This window comes from Treponema socranskii subsp. buccale, from assembly GCF_024181585.1.
Classification (GTDB): domain Bacteria; phylum Spirochaetota; class Spirochaetia; order Treponematales; family Treponemataceae; genus Treponema_D; species Treponema_D buccale.
This window is the reverse complement of the sequence record NZ_CP054258.1, coordinates 1,896,865-1,917,625: the sequence shown is the minus strand read 5'-3', so window position 1 is coordinate 1,917,625 and position 20,761 is coordinate 1,896,865. Positions and strand designations below refer to the sequence as shown.

The window sequence follows — 20,761 nt, the reverse complement described above, 5'->3', positions numbered from 1 at the left end:
GAAAGCGCGGCTTTGTCAGCCGGTATTTTCAAGATTTAACATCCGACCGAGGTATATATGATACGCAGCGAACTGCTGATGAAAAGCGGTGCGGTGAGAGAAGTTGCCGAAGCGTTCCGTAGAAAATTTCCGGGTAAAAAACCCTTAATCATAGAAGATACGAACACGCAAGCCCTTGCCGAAGATATCGTCGTTTCCCGGTTTGACGAATGCAGCAGTCATTGTTTCGATGCAAAAACGATATATGCGGACGATGAGCACGTTTCGGCTGTGCAGAGGGCGCTCGAAGAAAAGCCCGACGCTATCGCCGTTGCACTCGGAAGCGGCACGATCAACGATCTGTGCAAGCGGGCGTCCTATGTTGCAGGCGAGCGGCCGTATATGTGCATCGCAACCGCACCGTCGGTAGACGGCTTTACGAGCAACGGTGCGGCCATCACCGACCGCGGATTGAAGACGACGCTTCCGTGTCCCGCTCCCGTTCTCGTTGTCGCAGATACGGATATTTTGTCGAATGCGCCGATCGATATGATCGCAGCAGGTTACGGCGATTTGGCGGCGAAAGTCCCTGCGGGCGCGGATTGGCTTATTGCAGATGCGCTCGGTATTGAAAAAATCGTTGAAAGTGTATGGGATATGGTACAGCCCTCGCTTAAAGCCGCGATTTCCGAACCTGCAAAACTTCGCGCTCGGGATCCCGCCGCCGCCGCGGCCGTTTTTACAGGGCTCATTCAAACCGGTTTTGCGATGCAGGAGTATTTCGATTCCCGTCCGGCAAGCGGCGCCGAGCATCTTATGAGCCACGTATGGGAAATGCGCGGTTGCTGCACCGTCGGCGGTAAAGAAGCTTCTCACGGTTTTAAAGTTGCGATCGGTACGCTGACGACTACCGCAATTATGGAAGAATTATTAAAATTATCGAAACGCGATGTGGAAAAAGCGGCCGCATCGTATAAACCCGAAACGTGGGAAGAGCGGCAAAAATCGATCGCGCATTTTGTCCGAGAGCCGTCGGTGCGGGACAGACAAATCGAAATATGCCGGAAAAAGTTTTTGGAAGGAGATGCGCTCGCCGCACGGCAATCTGCGATCGCGGCAAAGTGGGATGAGCTGCTGCAAAAAATCGAAGGGCAGATTATCCCGTTTGCAAAGCTGAAAGAGATGTTTCAAACGGCCGGCTGTCCGACCGAACCGAGTGATATTTGCCTGTCGAGCGAAAACCATCGATACGGTATGCGCGTTGCTCAGATGATGCGGAACCGATATACTGTTGTCGATTTGCTGTACGAAACGGGACTGTTTGATGCGATGATCGAGCGCATTATCGATCCGGCGGGCGGCTATTTCAGCACATGGGACAAAGCCTAATATGCTGCCGCAGCGTGCTGTTTTTAAGATGAGCTTGCCGTCCGGCACAGCGTCCTGATATTTTTTGCAAAGGATGTGACGATATGGAATTGAATAACGGCGGATCGTGCGGCTGCGGGAAAAAACACGTATGCGACGTAAAAAAATTAATAATCGAAAAAGGTGCGCTCGCATCGCTTCCGTCGTTGCTTTGTGAAGCCGGCGCCGAAAAGCCGTTTCTTATAATGGACGGAAATACGAAAAAAGCGGCGGGCGATACGGTTTCGGATATTTTAAAAAATGCCGGCATACCGTTTTCATTCTATGTATATGAAACGACCGAACCGCTTGCGCCGACGGAGGAAACGTTCGGGCGTGTTATGATGTTTTGGGACCCGTTCTGCGATTGTATCGTCGCCGTCGGGAGCGGGGTCATCAACGACGTTTCAAAGCTCGTATCGCGCGTGAGCGGACGTCCGTATATCCTCGTTTTGACGGCGCCGAGTATGGACGGTATGGTTTCTCCGACTTCATCGATGGACGTGCAGTCGCTCAAAGTATCGCTTCCGTCCGCTACGGTGCACTCCGTCGTTGCGGATATCGACGTTTTGGCACATGCTCCCGTGCGCATGATTTTGGCGGGATTCGGCGATATGCTTGCCAAGTACGTCAGCGTAACGGAATGGAAGATTTCGCACATCATCACCGGCGAATACTATTGCGAAAAAATCGCATCTCTTTTGCGAAGCGCACTGCAACAGGTATTCGATGCCGCCCCTCGTTTATTGTCGGGGGACGAAGATGCGGTACGGTCATTGACCGACGGACTCCTGCTTGCCGGCTGCGCGATGGCGTATGCGGGCGTTACGAGGCCTGCGAGCGGCATGGAACACTATATTTCACATATCATCGATATGCGGCATCTCGTCTTCGGAACTCCTGCGGATTTGCACGGCATTCAAGCGGGCATCGGGACGCTGTATACGCTGAAATTGTATGAGGAAATCGAAAAGATCGATGCGATAGATATTGGAAAAGCCGAACGATATGTCGCCGCTTTCGATTACGATGAATGGAGCAAAACGCTGCGCGCCTTTGTCGGAAAATCCGCCGAGTCGATGATCGCGCTCGAAGCGAAAGAGCGCAAATACGATAAAGCCTCGCACAAAGTACGCATAAAAAAGATTGCCGAAAAGTGGCTCGAATTGCGCAGTGTGATGAAAGAGATGCTTCCGCCTTCGCAGAAAATCGAAGATACTATGAAAGCGCTCGGCATGCCCCTGCGTCTTACGGAACTCGGTGTCGCCCCGCGCGATATTCCGACGCTTGTAAAATGCACGAAAGATATCCGCGACAAATACGTCGGAACGCGCCTGCTTTGGGATATCGGCGAACTTGACGACATACTGCAGAAAGTTTCGGAAAATTATTTTGATATATAGAGAGGTTTTAAAATGCCGGTAAAAGCGGTGCGCATACACGGTGCAAATGATTTACGTCTCGATACGTTTGAACTTCCCCCCATTAAAGACGATGAAATCCTCGTAAAAGTGGTTTCCGACAGTATATGCATGTCCAGCTATAAGTGCGCCGTACTCGGAACAAAACACAAGCGCGTTCATCCCGATGTTGCGGATCATCCGGCAATAATCGGGCATGAGTTTGCCGGCGATATCATAGAAGTCGGCTCAAAGTATACATCCCGTTTTAAACCCGGTATGAAGTTTACGATCCAGCCGGCGCTCAACTACAAGGGTGAAATGTGGTCGCCGGGATATTCCTATGAATTTTGCGGGGGCGATGCGACGTACTGTATTTTGCCGCACGAAGTTATGGAGCTTGACTGCCTGCTCGAATATAAGGGTGACGCATATTTCGAAGCGTCTCTTGCGGAACCGATGTCGTGCTGTATAGGCGCTTTTCACGCGTGCTTTCATACGCAGATGGGAGTATACGCTCATGAAATGGGGATCAAAAAAGGCGGAAAGCTCGCGCTGCTTGCTGCGGCGGGCCCCATGGGACTCGGCGCATTGATGTATGCCGTTCACTGCGACAGACGGCCGTCGCTCATCGTGCTTACCGATATCGATGAAAAACGCATAGCGCGCGCAAAGAAAATTTTCCCCGAAGCAGAAATGAAAAAACTCGGTGTGCAGGTCGAAATAATCAATACAAACGGCAGCCCTGATCCAGCAGGGCAGCTTAAACGCTATGCGCCTGAAGGCTTCGACGATGTGTTTTGTTTTGCCCCCGTGGCTTCCGTACTGTCGCTCGGTTCCGCCGTTTTGGGACGCGACGGTTGTTTGAATTTTTTCGCAGGCCCGACCGACAAAAATTTTTGTGCCGACATAAATTTTTATGACGTCCATTATAATGCAACGCATATTATCGGGACGACGGGCGGCAATGTAAGCGACATGAGAGAATCGCTTCGCATGACGGAAGAAGGAACGCTCGAGCCTGCAGTGATGGTTACGCATATAGGCGGTCTTGCAAGCGCCGTAAAGACAACGCTTGAACTTCCGAAAATACCGGGCGGCAAAAAACTGATCTATACGCATCTCGATCTCCCTCTCACGGCGATCGAGGATTTCCGTTCTCTCGGAGTGAACGATTCCCGTTTTTGCCGGCTTGCCGATATCGTAGACGCTCACAAGGGACTGTGGAATGCGGAGGCGGAAAAGTATTTGCTTGCCAATTGGAATAACGAACGTTAAGCGATTTCAGCGGCAGCAGTATAAAACAATTTCGGCGGTAACGGTACGGATTCCTTTTGTAATTTACAAGATCCGGTATTCGGGTTATTATACCGGTATGAGAGGTGGTACTGAAAGAAGCGGATTGTTGCTTTCGGATGACCGTACTGCAGTCGTTTCGTTTATTCCTGCAGCGTCTATTGAAGCTGTCGATATTCCCGATTCCGTTACGGTCGTACCGGCATCGCTTTTTTCCGGCTGTGCTTCGCTTAAAAAGATAAAGCTTTCGGCTTCTCTCCGTTCGATTCCCGACCGGCTCTTTGAAGGCTGCTCTTCTCTTGAAAAAATTATTATGCCGCCCGAAATCGATTCGATCGGGCGTGCGGCTTTTTCCGGCTGTTCATCGTTAAAATCGATTCCGTTTCGCGCCGGTCTCACGGAGCTTTCGGAAGATGTTTTTTCGTATTGCACGTCGCTGACGTCGCTTATCGTGCCCGATACCGTCGAGCGGATCAAAAGCGGCGCCGCTGCCGACTGTACGAAACTTGCCGCCGTTGTATTGCCTTCTTCGCTCAAAACGCTCGAAGCGGGTGCTTTCGCCGGCTGCTCCTCGCTCCGTCATATCCGCATTTCGGAAGATAACGATGTTTTTTACGTCGATGAAAAGGACGGCTGTCTCTATCGCCGTAAGGATGCCGTCATCGTGCTCCGTCCCTGCGATTTTGAAAAGGCTGCGGCAAAATTGATAAAATCGGCGGAAGACGAATTACGCACCGACGAGCAAAAAAACGGCGGGACGCCCGAAATCGACCGATATGAAGAAAGTTTGCGCACAGCGGAAGACGGTGTCGAGGCGCAGGATGTATCGGAAGGGGCGGTTGCAAAATTTTTAAAAAAATCCGATAATTCGGATACCGTAGAAAACGATCGGAGCGAAATATCGGAAGACGTACCGGATGAAATCGAAATTCATAAATTTAATAATACCGAACCGAACGATGTAATGGAGAAAAAAACGATGGCGAATATCGATCAAGCAAGTGTCGATGAAATTTTCAAAAAGGCTTCCGAAATCAAATCGGAAAATACGGAGACGGCCGACGACGGATTTAAGCCTATTTCTCAGGACGAACTCAATCTGCTCGTCGCTGAAAGCGATATCCTCCGGCAAAATACGCCGGCCGATATAACCGCTTCCGCAAGCGCTCAGGAACACGAATGTTCGGTTTCGGGCGATTCGCTTTTGAAGCGCATCGCGGATGCGGCAAAAAAATACGAATGTATCGATCTTTCGAATCCGGACGGCAGAAGCGATTGGAACGACGGCCTCTACGTGTTTGCCGAAGGACTCGTGCTCGATTCATCCGGGAGCGGACACTTTTCGAAAGCGCTTGAAAACTGCTCGCGTCGGATCGCGGCGATCCGCAAGTATTCAAAGATTTTTATGTATTACGGGCTTCCGTTCGGAAACGATGAATTCGCTCATCTCTTTGCCGGCTTTATTGCCGAACGCAACACGGTATACGCGTGCAGCGCTTCGAAAATGTCGCTCCTTTCCGGAGATGCCGAACATTTTGCGTCTCTTGCCGGAATCAGCCTTGAGCGGGATCAAATCGAATGCACGAACGAGCGTGCGGGAAATCCCGAAACGAAGCTCATCAAACTGATGCTGCAGGATAATTATTCGGCGTAAGTTGCGGTTGAAAGCTTTTTATACGTGTAAAAATTGCAATAGGCGAAGCTGTATGTAGCCCGAATGCTTGTTCCAGCGTTAATTAATTATACTAAATATCTGAAATATTTGTTTAAAAATCTCTTGACTAGTATCGCCTCGATGGATTAGGATAGATCGGTATTTTATTCCGTCCGACGGAGGTGTACAATGGCACAGATGAAAAGCGATAATGCAAAAAAAGGTATGGAACGTGCGCCGCATCGTTCGCTGTTTTATGCGATGGGATATACGGACGAAGAATTGCGTCGTCCGCTCGTCGGCGTATGCTGTGCGAAAAACGAAATCATTCCGGGACACTTCGAACTCGACCGTATCGCCGAAGCTGCAAAGGCGGGCGTCCGCATGGCTGGCGGTACGCCGATAGAATTTCCGTCGATCGGCGTATGCGACGGTATCGCGATGGGGCACGAGGGGATGAAATACTCTCTCGTAACGCGCGAGCTTATCGCCGATTCGATCGAATGTGTTGCGAAAGCGCACCAGTTCGACGCGCTCGTGCTTATCCCGAACTGCGATAAAATCGTTCCCGGCATGCTTATGGCGGCAGCCCGCCTCAACCTTCCGACGGTCGTCGTTTCAGGCGGCCCGATGATGCCCGGCCATGTAACCGATTCTTCGAATCCGTACGCGGCAAAGGGTTTGAGTTTAAGCGATATGTTTGAAGCCGTCGGCGCCGTCGCTGCGGGAAAAATCGACGAGGCGCAGCTCAAAGAGCTCGAAGAGCGCGCCTGTCCCGGCTGCGGTGCGTGTTCGGGTATGTTTACGGCGAACAGCATGAATTGTCTTACCGAAGTGCTCGGTCTCGGGCTTCCCGGAAACGGGACGATTCCCGCGGTGACCGGGCGGCGCATAGCCCTCGCAAAAAAAGCGGGCATGCAGGTTATGGAAATGTTTGACAAGGGGATCACCGCACGCGCCATGATGACGCCCGCTTCGTTTCGCAACGCGCTCACGGCGGATATGGCGCTCGGCTGTTCGAGCAATACGGTGCTCCACGTTCCGGCGATCGCGCACGAAGCGGGCGTCGCGATCGATCTGCACATGATAAACGATATCAGCGAAGTAACTCCGAACCTCTGTCACCTCGCTCCGGCCGGTCACACGTTTATGAACGAACTCGACGACGCGGGCGGCGTTGAAGCGGTGCTCGCGGAGCTTGCAAAAAAACGATTGATAAAAACCGATTTGATCACGGTTACCGGAAAGACGATCGCGGAAAATATTAAAAACGCCGTCAACAGAAATCCTTCGGTGATTCGGCCGATCGAAAATCCGTTTTCGTCCAACGGCGGTATCGCCGTTTTGTTCGGCAACCTCGCGCCCGACGGCACGGTCGTAAAGCGGAGCGCCTGCGCAAAGGAATTGATGAAGCATACGGGACCTGCCCGCGTATTCGACGACGAAAAAGACGCGATGGCGGCGGTGCAGAGGCGCGACATTAAACCCGGCGACGTCGTCGTCATCCGTTACGAAGGACCGAAAGGCGGGCCGGGCATGCGCGAAATGCTCGCCGTTACCGCAGCTCTTGCGGGGCAGGATCTCGACAAAGACGTCGCGCTCATCACCGACGGGCGATTCAGCGGCGCAACGCGCGGCGCGTCTCTCGGACACTGTTCTCCCGAAGCGGCCGTCGGCGGGCCGATAGCGCTCGTGCACGAAGGCGATAAAATCACGCTCGACATAAACGCGTATACGATCAAGCTCGAAGTGAGCGACGAAGAGCTTCAAAAGCGAAAGACCGAATGGAAAGCTCCGCCTCCGAAAGCGACGGAAGGCTACCTCGTCCGCTACGCAAAGCTCGTATCGTCCGCGGACAAAGGTGCGATTTTACAGTGACCCTTTGTGCGCGTCTGCGCACTTTTGCCGGCGGCACGACGTGCGCAGCATACGAAACCGAAATTTAATAAAGGGATGATTGATGAACTATACCGGTGCGCGAATTGTCATAGAATGCCTTATCGAACAGGGGGTCGATACCGTTTTCGGCTACCCCGGAGGGGCGATCCTCAATATTTACGACGAACTGTATAAAAATAAGAATCGTCTGCGCCACATTCTCACCGCTCACGAACAGGGCGCTTCTCATGCAGCCGACGGCTATGCGCGTTCGAGCGGCAAAGTCGGCGTCGTCATGGCGACAAGCGGGCCGGGCGCGACGAATCTCGTCACGGGCATCGCGACGGCGTACATGGATTCGGTTCCGATCGTCGCGATCACGTGCAACGTCATAACGCCGCTGCTCGGTAAAGACAGCTTTCAGGAAATCGATATCACGGGCGTGACGATGCCGATCACCAAGCACAATTTTATCGTGCGCGATGTCCGACAGCTTGCCGACACGATACGCGAAGCGTTTTTTATCGCAAAGACGGGGCGACCCGGTCCCGTGCTCATCGATATTCCGAAAGACGTTACGGCAGCCTCCTGCGATTACGTTTCCGCAGATGCTTCTCCCGATGTGCAATTTTCGAAGCGCAAAGCGAGTCTGCACCGCATTATGACGGTATGCGATATTCCCGACGAAAAAATCGATAAACTCGCCTCGCTCATCAATGCGTCGGAGCGTCCCTTTATCTACGCGGGAGGGGGGGTGATCATATCGGATGCGTGCGAAGAACTTAAAGCGCTCGCCGAAAAAGCGCAGATCCCCGTTTCGATGAGCCTTATGGGGAAGTCCGCGTTTCCGAATACGCACGCGCTTTCGACGGGAATGATCGGCATGCACGGGACGAAGGCGTCGAACACGGCCGTCGATAGGTGCGACCTTTTGCTTGCGATAGGTACGCGTTTCAGCGACCGCGTCATAGGCGATCCGAAACGTTTTGCGGGAAGGGCGAAGATCATGCAGATCGACATCGATCCCGCCGAAGTGAACAAAAACATCGCTGTCGTCGATTCTCTCGTCGGAAGTATAAAGGATGCGCTTTCGCGCCTCGTGCCGCTCGTCGAAAAAAGGAAAGCGTCCGAGTGGAACGCGAAGATAGACGAATGGAAAACCGAAGTTCCTCGAAGCCGGAAACGAAGCGGCAAGCTTTCTCCGAAATCGATTTTCGAATACGTCAACGGCAGTGTCCCCCCGGACACGATCATTACGACGGAAGTGGGGCAGCATCAAATGTGGACGGCGCTCTTTTATCGCTTTGAAAAACCGCGTACCTTTCTTACGTCGGGAGGATTGGGGACGATGGGATTCGGCACGGGAGCCGCGATCGGCGCGCAATTTGCAAATCCCGATAAAACCGTCGTGCACTTTGCAGGCGACGGTTCGTTCCGTATGAACTGCAACGAGCTCGCGACGATAAGTCACTACGGTCTTCCGATTATCATCGTTGTTTTCAATAACGGTGCGCTCGGAAACGTCCGCCAATGGCAGACGCTCTTTTACGAAAAGCGATACAGCGCGACGACGCTCGACTTCGCGCCCGACTTCGTAAAGCTCGCCGACGCTTACGGTGTGGCAGGTGTCCGCGTTACGAGCGAAGCGGAATTCAAAAAAGCGTTCGATGCGGCGCTCGCTTCCGGAAAGCCCGCTGTGATCGACGCTGCGATCGACAAAGATGAAATGGTGCTTCCGATGATTCCGCCGGGAAAATCCGTCGACCGCATTATGATGGACATCGACCTGTAAAACGCCGTACCGTTCGGACGATGCTTTTTAAAATACGGCATTTTAAACGTGGCAATTAATCGATATATGCGGTATACTAAGTGTGTCGTATAGTGACGGAAACGGAGGCAATATGTACGAGTCCGGTGAAGATTATCTCGAAGCGATCCTCAGAGTCAAAGAAGCCAAAGGTACGGTTCACTCGGTCGATGTCGCAAAAAAGCTCGGCGTTTCCAAACCGAGCGTGAGCAGGGCGGTCGGCATATTGAAGCGGGACGGCTATCTCGAAGACAGCGAAGGCACGGAACTCGAATTTACGAAAAAGGGGCTTGAAAAAGCGACGAACGTGTATTCCCGCCATCGTCTGCTCACCGATTTTTTTGCAAAGATCACCGGCGTCTCCAAAGAGCAGGCGGAAGAAAACGCGTGCCGCGTCGAACACGATATCGATGCGGATATCGTTTCGGGTATCGAAAAGTGGATGAAAAAAAATAAAAAATAATGTACAGAGCAACTGTACCGGATAAGCTGCGTGTTTCGCCTACGCCCGCCCGGCGCGGGGCTGCAGGCAGCGACCGCAGCGGAGCGAGGACGCCGAGCGTGAGCGAGCCGCAAAGGGCGGGATAGCCGATACGTTTCGTCCGTATGTCCCTGTCGATTTAAATTATTTTTTGCTGAAACGGTTTTCCGCTTTTTATTTCGGTATTTTTTCATGGTTTGTTTTATAAATTTTTTGTTTTACAAATTGCGGAAGAAGGTGTATACTGATTGTGTCTAAGTTGTACCTGTTACACTTACGATTTGGATGGCGGTTGTATGTCGGACGATAAAGATCGGTGCCCGGTGCCGACTTTATCTCGATTTTGCGTAAAGCGCTGTCGCGATCTGCACGTAAAATCGTATTACTTATTTATTATGTAAAGTGTGCGCTCGCTCGAAGTGTCGGAGCAGAGTTCTTCGTTGTGAACTACGCGCACGGCTAAAAATTTTTCGGGATGTGCGCTTTGCTGAAAGCTTTGCCGCAGGGTTTTCGAAGGTTTTTAGGGAGGATGTATGGTTTCTTTCTTTCTATGTATCGGTCTGCTTATAGCAGGGTATTTCGTGTACGGAACGCTTGTCGAAAAAGTGTTTCAGCCCGATGCGAATCGGCCGACGCCCGCCATGGCAAATCCTGACGGTATCGACTACGTTCCGATTTCGACGCCGCGCGCGTTCCTCGTTCAGCTTTTGAACATCGCCGGTCTCGGGCCGATTTTCGGCGCGATTTCGGGCGCGTTGTGGGGGCCGAGCGTCTACCTCTGGATCGTCGGCGGTACGATTTTTGCCGGAGCGGTGCACGATTATCTTTCGGGTATGCTGTCCGTACGAAACGACGGCGCGAGTATTTCGGAGATCACGGGAAAATATTTGGGTCCCGTCATGATGACTGTCATGCGCATATTCAGCGTCGTTTTGCTCGTCATGGTCGGCGTCGTCTTTATGGTAGGGCCGGCAGGCTTGCTCGCGCTTTTGACGCCGGAATGGCTCAACGTAAAAGTATGGACGGTGATAATCCTCGTCTACTATTTCCTTGCAACGCTGCTTCCCGTCGATAAAGTCATCGCGCGCTTCTATCCGATTTTCGGCCTCTTCCTCATACTTATGGCGGTCGGCGTTTCGGTTGCGACGATGATAAACAACGGCGTCCGCCCGATGATGGAAATTACGCTTGAAAACCTCTATCCCGCGGCAACGCAAAAACCGATTTGGCCGCTTATGTTCATCACGGTCGCCTGCGGCGCCATATCCGGTTTCCACGCGACGCAGTCGCCGATCGTTTCGCGCACGATACGGAACGAAAAAGACGGCCGCAGAGTATTTTACGGAGCGATGGTTGCGGAAGGCATCATTGCGATGATTTGGGCGTCTGCCGCAATCGCGTTTTTCTGGAATAAAGACGGTGCCGGTACGGGCTTGAAAGCGATGCTCGAACTGGGCGGCGGAAACTCGAAATCGGTATACGCTATCTGCACGGGGCTTCTCGGAAAAGTCGGCGGGGCGATCGCGCTTATCGGCGTTATCGTCTGTCCGATCACGTCAGGCGATACCGCGTTCCGCAGCGCGCGTATGGTTATCTTCGATTGGTTTAAGCTCAACGAAAAGGATCTTAAAATTCGCCTTTCGATTGCGACTCCGCTGCTTTTGATCGGCTACGGCATTTCGTGGATCAAATACGGTATCGTCTGGCGGTATTTTTCGTGGTCGAACCAAACGCTCGCGATGATCGTATTGTGGGCGGGAGCGGCGTACCTTGCGACGAATTATCCGAACAGAAACCGCTGTTGGATTGCCGCGGTTCCCGCAACCTTTATGTCCGCCGTATCGATTACCTATCTCTGCTATGCGCCGGAGTGTTTCAATCTCGTGCGGCTCGGACAGACGGGTATTACGATTTCCTATGCGGTCGGCATCGTCTTTGCGGTCGTTTTCCTCTTCCTGTTTATGTTCAGAATTTATTTGAATCCGAAACACAGCCTCGAACTGCAAAATAAAACGATTATCGGCCGCAAATAAATCGTAGTGCGCAGAACGCGTAAAAAACCGCCCGGAACGTCAGCGATGGCGTCGGGCGGTTTTTTATTCGTGCGGACGGTTATCTCATATACCGCACGTACCAAAGAGTATTAAAGCCGACTGCAATAGTTTCCTTTATGATAGTTACCGTAAAGCGTGCCGACGTTTGAAGAATTTTTCCCAAGCGGCTTTTGCGATTTCATCCCGCGTGAGTGTAAGAAGCGCGATGCCTATTGCGGCGAAGAGGAGCGCGGAAACGGCGACGACGCTTCCGTCCGAAACGACGCGGCCGTGCCCTGCAAAAAAAGATACGAGGCGCGGTCGGACGATATGGACGGGAAGAGAGGCGGCGAGTGAAAAAATTATTATTTTCAATTCATACAATACCGACGATTTAATAATCTTTTTGGTATCGACGGAGCGCAAACGCGGAAGCGCGGCGCATAAAAAAACGGTATTCGCAAAGCTTGCGATCGAAAGGGCGAGCGCGATGCCGGCTCCCTTCATACGTCCGACGAAAAGGGAAGCGAGCGCGATATTGACGGCGAAATTGAAAATGCCCGCGAGCGTCGGAAGCACGGTATTTTTTTGCGCGTAAAACGACGGAGACAAAACGCGGTTTTGCGCGATAAAGACGAGACCGATCATGTGAAAGCGAAATACCGAAAGCGTCATCGCTACCGATTCGTCGGTAAAGTTTTTCGTTTTATAGACGAGCGAAATGATTTCCTTTCCGCAGATAAGCGAATAAAACGTAACCGGAAGCGCTATCAGCGTGATGATTTTTACAGCGCGGATAAGCAGCGCCGTAAAATCGTCCCACCGTTTTTTTTGCGCAAGCGCGGACATGTCCGGCAAAATGACCGAACCGATCGACACGGCGAATATGCCTAAAATCAATTCCTGCAGCCGAAGCGAATATTGCAGGCTCGCGTATATGCCGATGCCCGCGCGCTTTGCGAGCGTGCTCGATACGACGTCGTTTATCTGGTATGCGGCCATACCGACTACGGTCGGAAGGACGAGGAGCATGACGCGTTTCGTGCCGGGATTCGTAAACGCGCTTTTAAGCGATGCGAACGAAACGCGCCACTTTGTTCGCAGTACGAAGGGCAGTTGAAAGAGCATTTGCGAAAAGCCGCCTGCGATGACGCCTGCCGCCATAGCGCGTGCGGGGTTCGCCGTATATGGGGCGAGTATGTACGTGAGAGCGATGACGACGGCGTTGAACAAAACGGGAGCGAAGCCCGACGGAGTGAAAACGCCGACGCCGTTTAAGATTCCCTGAAAGAGAGCGGCGACGGAAACGACGGCGAGATAGGGAAACATGATACGCGTGAGAAGCACCGCTTCCGGCATTGTCGCCGCATCCGTGCTGCCGTAAAATACTTTAATAATCGCGGGCGTAAAGACGATACCCAAAGCGGTGACCGTTCCCGTCAAAAACGTGACGAGGGTAAGCGTCGATGAGATAAAGTCCTGCGTTTTTTTTCTGTCGGCGTCGGACGAAATGTCTTCGACGTATGAGCGGAAAGTCGGAATGAAGGCGACGGAAACGCTGTTTTCCGCGAAGAGCCTTCGAAAGAGATTCGGCAGTTGAAATGCGATACCGAATGCGTCCGCTATCGCTCCGGTTCCGAGAAAAGCCGCCTTTGTCATTTCGCGCACGAGACCGAGTATGCGCGATAAAAGCGTGACGACCGAAAGGTGAATGCCGGAGCGTACGAGTGAATGCGATTTTGTTTCCGTCATTCGTTAAGCATAGCGCAAGAAGCGCCGCTTGTGCAATGTGCCGCGCTTATTCACAGGGCAAGCGCACCGGAAACTATATTTTCTAAAAAATAGCGTATAATGTAAAAAATCGGCTGCACTCCCGGCAGCAGCCCTGCCGTTCGCCGCGGCAGACCGTAATCGGAATCGGACTGCGCAATCTCTTTTTACAAAGAGATTGCTTGCCATCGGTCAGAGCGGCTCGGCGGCAGTTCCGCTGCCTCGCGTTCCGCCTTTTTTATGTAAGTACGCGCTTCTTTTCTAAGTACCCATTTCCGGTGCGCTTGTCCCGGTAACGTTTTCAGTACACGGACGGTGATTTTTTCGCTATATTTATTATATGGTCAAATGTCGAGTTTGGAAAGTATCAACCCATAACGCTGTGCTTTCGGCGAGAACCTGTCCGCTTAGCCGCGGTCGAGCTTCTGGGGCGGGCTTCCGTAAGCTTAACGCTCAAAGCGGCACGCAGCCGGAACCTCGCCGAAAACATAGTTTTATTTGTTTTCCAAACTCGCCATTCTGACGATGGGCGAAACAGTTGGAAAATTTCGAGTTTTAGGAAACTCGAAATTGAACCTATATAAATGAAATCTATTACGATCGAAATCGAAGCTGTAAGGAGCGGTAACTATGAGTGTTGTCAACGCGAGAAAAATAGGTGTTATCGGATGCGGATTTGTCGGCGCATCGTCGGCGTTCGCATTGATGGAAAGCGGTCTGTATTCGGAAATGGTTTTAATCGATGCGGATCAAAATAAAGCCGAAGGCGAAGCGCTCGACATAAGCCACGGGCTTCCCTTTGCAAGTCCGATGAAAATATATGCGGGCTCATACGACGACATACGCGATGCGTCGATCGTCGTCGTGACGGCGGGCGCGGGGCAAAAGCCGGGAGAGACGCGGCTCGATCTCGTAAAAAAGAACGTTGCGATTTTCAAATCGATTATTCCGGAAATCGCAAAACGGGATTTTCAGGGCGTACTGCTCATCGTCGCAAATCCCGTCGATATTTTAACGTATACGGCGGTAAAGCTTTCGGGGTTGCCGGAAAACCGTGTGTTCGGTTCGGGTACCGTTCTCGATACGGCGCGGCTGAAATATCTTTTGGGCGAACACTTGAGCGTCGACAGTAGAAGCGTCCACGCCTTTATCATAGGTGAACACGGAGACAGCGAAATCGCCGCGTGGAGCTGTGCGAACGTTTCGGGCATCAAGCTCGACCGCTTTTGCGATATGCGGGGTTTTCACGAACATGAAGATTCCATGCGCAGGATCGCCGAAGAGGTCAAAAACAGCGCGTACGAAATCATCGAAAAAAAGAAAGCGACGTATTACGGCGTGGCGATGGCGGTCAGGCGCATCTGTCAGGCGATCAGCCGCGACGAAAAATCGATTTTGCCGGTATCGACGATACAACACGGCGCTTTCGGAATCGAAGGTGTTGCGCTGAGTATGCCCGCTGTCGTCGGAAAGGATGGAGTGGAAACGCAGGTGCCGCTCGAACTCGATGAAAAAGAAAGGGAAGCGCTTTTGCAGTCGGCGGGGACGCTTAAAAAAGTCATCGACGAATCGGTGTGTCTGTAATAGAGAATCTCTAAAATCCAGCCGAGTTTTTAGAGGCACTCGATACTAAAAAACGGCAGTGTTTTCAAAATACGCTCAGCCCGGATGCGCAGGACACCCATTCGCGGCGTGCGCCGCGAATGCGGGGCTGTCTCTAAAGTCGGTTACTTTTTCGACAGCCCCATGAGCGTGAGCGAATCCGGAGCAGCCGGTTCTTCCGACCGTCCGCTCCGAAAAATATTTTACTGTTTGTTCGTGCGGAAATTTGATGCTCCGCTTGTTGACGGACGGCTTTCAGGCTCGCGCTTTTATGCATTCGATAAAGCGCATGATGTTTTCGACCGTGAGCCGAAGATCGCTTTTGGCGCGAAGCTTTGCGCGGCTGTAGTCGACTGCGACACGGTTTATGCTGAAGACTGCCGATACGCCCGTGTCGTAGGCCGCTTCGATGTCGTCTCCGATATCGCCGACGACCGCGATGAGCGGCACTCCCGCCTTTTTCGTACGGCGCGCGATGCCGATGACGACTTTTCCGCGCAGGCTCTGCGTGTCGATTTTTCCTTCGCCCGAAAAAACGCAGTCCGCGTCTTTGACGAGTTCGTCGAATTTCACCGTGTCGAGCACCGTTTCGATACCCATCTGCAGCTTTGAATCGAAAAATACGTTCATGCCGTAGCCCATGCCGCCGGCAGCTCCCGCGCCGGGCATGAGAGCAGCGTCTTTGTGCAGATCGCGTTCGACGATTCGGGCGAGGCTGCGGAGTCCCGAATCGAGCCTTTGTACCGCTTTTTCGTCGGCGCCCTTTTGCGGACCGAAAACGTATGCGGCTCCCGTCTCTCCGTAGAGCGGATTGTCGATGTCGCACATCGTAACGATTTCGATGCCCTTGAGCGATGGATGCAAACCGGACGAGTCGATATGTTCGATGTCGCAGAGCGTGCCGCCCGTCGGAATGAATTCTTTTCCGGTTTTATCGATAAACTTTACGCCGCATGCCGCAGCCGCTCCGCAGCCGCCGTCGTTCGTCGCGCTTCCTCCGAGCCCCATGATGAGTTTCGTACAGCCGTCTTCGATTGCGCGAAGAATGAGAGCGCCCACTCCGAACGTCGTCGTCTTTTCGGGATTGCGCCTGTCTTCGACGAGGGGAAGCCCCGCGCAGGCAGCCATTTCGATGACGCCCGTTTTTCCGTCGGAAAGCTTTCCGTAAAACGCATCCATTTTGTTAAAATAGGGATCGTCCGCGGATACGGTGATTTTTTTTCCGCCGACTGCGGTGAGAAAGGCGTCTACGCTGCCTTCACCGCCATCTGCAACGGGAATGCGTATGACGTTCGTTTCGGGATAAAATTTTTTTATCGCTTTTTCCATGATGCCGCATATCTCTGCGGAACTCATCGTGCCTTTAAATGAATCGGGGATCAGTACGATTTTTTTCATTGCATCGCCTCCTTAGGCTGCTGTCCATTTTTACGTACAATTTGCAGCGCACACCGCTGCATAGGATGCCGTGCGACACGGCGGACATCATTTTTTCGGAAACGCTTTTTTGAATTCGTTTAATAACTGTGCCGTTTGAACGGCGCCGTCTATGTCGGTGAGCTTTCCCCTCGTGCGGTAAAAATCGATAAGCGGTTCGGTCTGTTCGCGGTATACGTCTATGCGGTGCAAAATCGATTCCTGTTTATCGTCGTCCCGCTGATAGAGTTCGCCGCCGCAGTTGTCGCAGACGCCTTCTTTTTTCGGCGGCAGCGTGAGCACGTTGAAGTTCGTTCCGCATTTTTTGCAGACGCGCCGCGTCGAAAGGCGCTTGATGACTTCTTCATCTTTGATAACGAAATTGACGACCCTTACGTCGTCGCAGATTTTCGTAAACGCTTCGGCCTGTGCGAGGGTACGCGGAAATCCGTCGAGGATAAAGCCGCCTTGCGTGTCGTCCGCTTCGAGCCGTTCTTTTACGAGCGCGCATGTGATATCGTCGCTGACCAAGCCGCCCGAGTCGATGATGCTTTTGACTTTTTTCCCGAGTTCCGTTTGATTTTTGATCGCTGCGCGGAAAATATCGCCCGTCGAAATATGCGGAATCTTGTACTCTCGTGCGACTTTGACGGCGAGAGAGCCTTTGCCCGCTCCCGGAGGCCCTAAAAAGATGAAATTCATAATTACCCCTGTGCTGTATATGCGTTTTGAATTATGCATATTTATTTTAACCGCTCATGTAAAATACGTCTAGGGTACACGCGTATCCCGCATGGAAATTGTTTTATCTATAAAATAGATTTTAAAGGGGGAAAGCCTTCCCCTCGCGCGCACTCCGTTGCGCGCTGCCCCTTCCTGCGGGGACACCCCGCAACGCCCCGTCTGTCCGACGCTTTTATAACGGCGCCCGAAAAACCGAGCCTCGAACTCATTGTCAGTGTGACGAATATCAATTATAATAAGGGAAGTAAAATATTAAGTGCGTGCAAACTGAAAGAGTACACACTGTTCATCGGAGCGGGCGGAAACTATCTATTTTCAGAATAACAATTGTCGCGTCCATATTAAAGTAGGAGCTTTTATCTCTGTAGATACGAATGTAACGGAAGTACAAAAAACACTTATACGGGATTTGACAAATGAAGTCATTCCCGAAATGCAAAAAACACAATTAGAACCTACGAATTCCTGTGATAATCCGCCGAAGTTGTTGTTTGGGTATAAAGGGAAAAAAGCATACGATGTTATCGTCAAAAGTCCTTTTGCTGAATTGTCGCGCCCGCAATTTCTTGAAACGTTTACCATGCAATCTATATTTGAAAAAGCAATGTTTCCTGCCGAATTATGACGACATTGTAACGGTATCGAAGAACAGCGAAACGATTATTGAAGGGGTAAAACACTGTCATTTTATTGTGAATAATACTATGTATTTAGTCCCCCAAGATACGGTGGATGCGAACAAGACAAATTTATTAAAAGAGTTTATGGAGGAATGTGAAACCGTCAATTTCGGTAAAAACGTACTGACGACAAATTCCGTATGCCCGACAGATAAGTTGATAATCGACAATGTGGAACAGCAAAACATAAAAGCGTATAAAAAAGCACTTCGTACACGGCTGCAGGAAAAAGCGCCGGAGTTGGTGGGGTATGTGCATGATGAAGAGATAAATACCGGTTACAATATCTATGCGAATGAAGAAAATACGTCATTTTATAAATTACTGGACGGGTATTTGAAGCGAACCGTAAGCTTACATCCGCTCGAATGGGATTTTGAAAAGATACGGAACGATAAGGTTTGTGAAACGCGGGGGAAAGCACCGGTAAATGAACATGCATGCTGCGATATTTTTGCAGACTTGCGAAAGGCGGATGAAAAGACCTTTAAGACGAACAGTTTTTATTTTGCCTGTGCACCGTATTTTTATAATAAGATGGAAGCGTTAGGTTTGTTGTTTCGGAATCCGTATGAGGGAAAAACGTATCGGGAACTGCTGAATGGCGTTTTAGACCCGATTGACGGGGTGAATATAGATACGGCAAAAGTAATTTCAAATCCGGGAATGACAACTTTGTATGACGCCAAAAAGGATTCAGGGAAGGCATTTGTTGGATATAACGGTGTAAAGTATTCAGGTGTAAACGGATTCTTTAATGCACAATATTTACCCTATCATCGCGGCTACACGGAATATTGGCATGAAGGGATTGATTTTAGAGGCAAGACAGGTGCAACGATAGTTTCTCTTGTTTATGGAACCGTATTGCGATGTGGAAAAAGAGCGAATAATGACGAGGGATTCATCATAATTCAATCTAAGGAAGATGAACAGTTGTTCTATCTTGCGCTTCATGTTGATCGTACGACTATAAAAGTAAAAGACGGCGAAGCGGTGTATCCGGGGATGGCGCTCGGTCAAACGGTTTTTCTGCCGGATAGTAAAGGCAAAAATGTTTCACATTTGCATGTGAGTGTAATAAAACTGCCGGAAGGAGTGAAGGCGGTATCACCGACTGGTGTAATCATGCCTCGTGTAAATACATTTCCTGTTTGGGGACAGGAACATACGAAAAATCAGGAAATATGGAAAAATATGATAAATCCGTTTAATTATACTGATCCAATACCATGGAAAGGAAGGTACTGATGAAAAGGTTTCTATTTTTAATTGCAATATGTTTAATCCTAACAAATGTAAATGCTCAAAAATGGGATTATCTTTATGATTTCTCAAAATATGCGGGATTTACCGAAAAAACATATAAAACCGTTAGAAAGGCAAACAGCTATGATGAATATGGAAAAATCATAGACAGGGTAAATCGCGATCAGAGGTTTGAATCATCAAAATTTGCGTATGTGCAAGACAGAACAAATTCGCCTTTTGATACTTTTGAATATATGATTAGCTATGAAAGCGGCTGGATTTCTACAGACGACCTCATTCTTGCCGATTCAAACGTTTTTCCCGATGCAATAACAACTGCTAATAAAAACCGTTTTGAAAAAAAATGGATTCCAACTTGGTACAATGTTATTCTAAATTCATCTAGGCGGCTTGAAGAATTTTCCCGTGAATACGCAGGATATTATGACGGTTCGGAAGAGGATAGTTTGACCGGACTATGTAACATTATATTTAAGAATACAATTCTTATTTTTAAAACAAGTCTGGCCCTTACAATTTTTTCAATAAAGGATATACGGCAAAAAAATAATGTTTATTATGTAAATTGTGAATTAAAAAGAAGTGCACAGTCGCATTTTAATGAATGGTATAAATTGGAATCTTTTAATAATCTTCCCGACCTTAGGGTACGGCAAGATGCACTATTTATAGTTGAACAGAACGGTAATCGTCTCCGGCTTTATAACGGCGAAAACTATAAACTTATCATTGAGCTTATGCAGACAAATCAGGAGTGGATTGGTTTGATGCTAAAATACATCAATTCGGAATATAAAAATAAACCGTCAAACTTAAAAGTAATTGAAGAAAAGTTGGAACACCCTTGGTCAAATCCCGTAACGGGACTTTATGCTACTTCCGTACGGTCGGGTGAGGCTGCCGCTTTTTCCAACGTCGCCCCAAACAAAACTATGATTGTCAAAGAAAACCTCAAACTTCGAAGCGGAGAAGCGACAACCACTTCCGTTCTCGCTATAATGTCTGCCGGAACAAGGGTCAAAATCCTAACGCTTGGAAAGCAGGCGACCATCGACGGCATTACAAGCAATTGGGTGCAAGTGGAAGTGCAGGCAGGCGCGAAAGACAGGGACGGGAAAGCTATAGCTGCGGGGACAACGGGCTGGTGTTTTGGGGGGTATTTGAAGTAGGTGAGAGTACTGCGAGCTTAGCGTAAACATTGCATATAGGCATTTTCCATCCGTTTCGTCCACCAACTCAATGGCGAGTTTCGATTCTCGTAATAATTGACAGATAAAAAAAAATACATTACAATTTTATTAGTTCTGAAAAACGGAACTAATAAAATTGTGCGGGATAT

The 20,761-nt window shown here is 50.3% G+C and carries 15 protein-coding genes; 12 read left to right on the top strand and 3 right to left on the bottom strand.

What is annotated here, in order from left to right:
• The first annotated feature begins 57 nt into the window (after positions 1-57).
• The 8 genes from HRI97_RS08720 to HRI97_RS08685 all read left to right on the top strand — a co-directional run bounded on the left by HRI97_RS08720 (position 58) and on the right by HRI97_RS08685 (position 11,938).
• Positions 58-1,368, top strand: a complete 1,311-nt coding sequence (locus tag HRI97_RS08720) for a sn-glycerol-1-phosphate dehydrogenase (protein ID WP_253725083.1) — start codon at positions 58-60, stop codon at positions 1,366-1,368.
• Between the two features lie 83 nt (positions 1,369-1,451).
• A complete protein-coding gene (locus HRI97_RS08715) occupies positions 1,452-2,789 on the top strand; it encodes a sn-glycerol-1-phosphate dehydrogenase (protein WP_253725082.1) in 1,338 nt (445 codons plus the stop codon).
• A 12-nt stretch (positions 2,790-2,801) separates the two neighbouring features.
• A complete protein-coding gene (locus tag HRI97_RS08710) occupies positions 2,802-4,064 on the top strand; it encodes an alcohol dehydrogenase catalytic domain-containing protein (protein WP_253725081.1) in 1,263 nt (420 codons plus the stop codon).
• Positions 4,065-4,161: 97 nt separating this feature from the next.
• Positions 4,162-5,736 (top strand): leucine-rich repeat domain-containing protein, encoded by a 1,575-nt coding sequence (locus tag HRI97_RS08705; RefSeq protein WP_253725080.1) that lies wholly within the window; start codon positions 4,162-4,164, stop codon positions 5,734-5,736.
• Positions 5,737-5,934: 198 nt separating this feature from the next.
• Positions 5,935-7,614, top strand: coding sequence for a dihydroxy-acid dehydratase (gene ilvD / locus HRI97_RS08700; RefSeq protein ID WP_253727312.1), 1,680 nt, complete (start codon positions 5,935-5,937; stop codon positions 7,612-7,614).
• Positions 7,615-7,696: 82 nt separating this feature from the next.
• Positions 7,697-9,406 (top strand): biosynthetic-type acetolactate synthase large subunit, encoded by a 1,710-nt coding sequence (gene ilvB / locus HRI97_RS08695; RefSeq protein ID WP_253725079.1) that lies wholly within the window; start codon positions 7,697-7,699, stop codon positions 9,404-9,406.
• Between the two features lie 112 nt (positions 9,407-9,518).
• Complete coding sequence (locus HRI97_RS08690) at positions 9,519-9,887, top strand: metal-dependent transcriptional regulator (RefSeq protein WP_180485503.1); 369 nt, start codon at positions 9,519-9,521, stop codon at positions 9,885-9,887.
• 551 nt (positions 9,888-10,438) lie between these two features.
• Complete coding sequence (locus HRI97_RS08685) at positions 10,439-11,938, top strand: carbon starvation CstA family protein (RefSeq protein WP_253725078.1); 1,500 nt, start codon at positions 10,439-10,441, stop codon at positions 11,936-11,938.
• A 144-nt stretch (positions 11,939-12,082) separates the two neighbouring features.
• Here the strand turns inward: HRI97_RS08685 and murJ are convergent, their stop codons facing one another.
• A complete protein-coding gene (gene murJ / locus HRI97_RS08680; RefSeq protein ID WP_253725077.1) occupies positions 12,083-13,690 on the bottom strand; it encodes a murein biosynthesis integral membrane protein MurJ in 1,608 nt (535 codons plus the stop codon).
• A 648-nt stretch (positions 13,691-14,338) separates the two neighbouring features.
• On the opposite strand from murJ, the gene HRI97_RS08675 reads away from it, so the two are divergent.
• Positions 14,339-15,292 (top strand): L-lactate dehydrogenase, encoded by a 954-nt coding sequence (locus tag HRI97_RS08675; protein ID WP_253725076.1) that lies wholly within the window; start codon positions 14,339-14,341, stop codon positions 15,290-15,292.
• Positions 15,293-15,565: 273 nt separating this feature from the next.
• Here the strand turns inward: HRI97_RS08675 and HRI97_RS08670 are convergent, their stop codons facing one another.
• Positions 15,566-16,708, bottom strand: coding sequence for a glycerate kinase family protein (locus HRI97_RS08670; protein WP_253725075.1), 1,143 nt, complete (start codon positions 16,706-16,708; stop codon positions 15,566-15,568).
• Between the two features lie 87 nt (positions 16,709-16,795).
• A complete protein-coding gene (locus tag HRI97_RS08665) occupies positions 16,796-17,428 on the bottom strand; it encodes an adenylate kinase (protein WP_253725074.1) in 633 nt (210 codons plus the stop codon).
• 451 nt (positions 17,429-17,879) lie between these two features.
• On the opposite strand from HRI97_RS08665, the gene HRI97_RS08660 reads away from it, so the two are divergent.
• The 3 genes from HRI97_RS08660 to HRI97_RS08650 are packed head-to-tail and all read left to right on the top strand — an operon-like array spanning position 17,880 to position 20,591.
• Positions 17,880-18,095, top strand: a complete 216-nt coding sequence (locus HRI97_RS08660) for a hypothetical protein (RefSeq protein WP_253725073.1) — start codon at positions 17,880-17,882, stop codon at positions 18,093-18,095.
• On the top strand, positions 18,064-19,401 hold the full coding sequence (locus HRI97_RS08655) for a M23 family metallopeptidase (protein ID WP_253725072.1): 1,338 nt from the start codon (positions 18,064-18,066) through the stop codon (positions 19,399-19,401). Before HRI97_RS08660 ends, HRI97_RS08655 begins: the two co-directional genes overlap by 32 nt.
• A complete protein-coding gene (locus tag HRI97_RS08650; RefSeq protein WP_253725071.1) occupies positions 19,383-20,591 on the top strand; it encodes an SH3 domain-containing protein in 1,209 nt (402 codons plus the stop codon). Before HRI97_RS08655 ends, HRI97_RS08650 begins: the two co-directional genes overlap by 19 nt.
• Positions 20,592-20,761 lie beyond the last annotated feature (170 nt).

Excerpts from the sequence above, each read along its gene's own strand:
- HRI97_RS08720 (WP_253725083.1), top strand. The coding sequence starts at position 58 with ATGATACGCAGCGAACTGCTGATGAAAAGCGGTGCGGTGAGAGAAGTT.
- HRI97_RS08715 (WP_253725082.1), top strand. The coding sequence starts at position 1,452 with ATGGAATTGAATAACGGCGGATCGTGCGGCTGCGGGAAAAAACACGTA.
- HRI97_RS08710 (WP_253725081.1), top strand. The coding sequence starts at position 2,802 with ATGCCGGTAAAAGCGGTGCGCATACACGGTGCAAATGATTTACGTCTC.
- HRI97_RS08705 (WP_253725080.1), top strand. The coding sequence starts at position 4,162 with ATGAGAGGTGGTACTGAAAGAAGCGGATTGTTGCTTTCGGATGACCGT.
- ilvD (WP_253727312.1), top strand. The coding sequence starts at position 5,935 with ATGAAAAGCGATAATGCAAAAAAAGGTATGGAACGTGCGCCGCATCGT.
- ilvB (WP_253725079.1), top strand. The coding sequence starts at position 7,697 with ATGAACTATACCGGTGCGCGAATTGTCATAGAATGCCTTATCGAACAG.
- HRI97_RS08690 (WP_180485503.1), top strand. The coding sequence starts at position 9,519 with ATGTACGAGTCCGGTGAAGATTATCTCGAAGCGATCCTCAGAGTCAAA.
- HRI97_RS08685 (WP_253725078.1), top strand. The coding sequence starts at position 10,439 with ATGGTTTCTTTCTTTCTATGTATCGGTCTGCTTATAGCAGGGTATTTC.
- murJ (WP_253725077.1), bottom strand. The coding sequence starts at position 13,690 with ATGACGGAAACAAAATCGCATTCACTCGTACGCTCCGGCATTCACCTT.
- HRI97_RS08675 (WP_253725076.1), top strand. The coding sequence starts at position 14,339 with ATGAGTGTTGTCAACGCGAGAAAAATAGGTGTTATCGGATGCGGATTT.
- HRI97_RS08670 (WP_253725075.1), bottom strand. The coding sequence starts at position 16,708 with ATGAAAAAAATCGTACTGATCCCCGATTCATTTAAAGGCACGATGAGT.
- HRI97_RS08665 (WP_253725074.1), bottom strand. The coding sequence starts at position 17,428 with ATGAATTTCATCTTTTTAGGGCCTCCGGGAGCGGGCAAAGGCTCTCTC.
- HRI97_RS08650 (WP_253725071.1), top strand. The coding sequence starts at position 19,383 with ATGGAAAGGAAGGTACTGATGAAAAGGTTTCTATTTTTAATTGCAATA.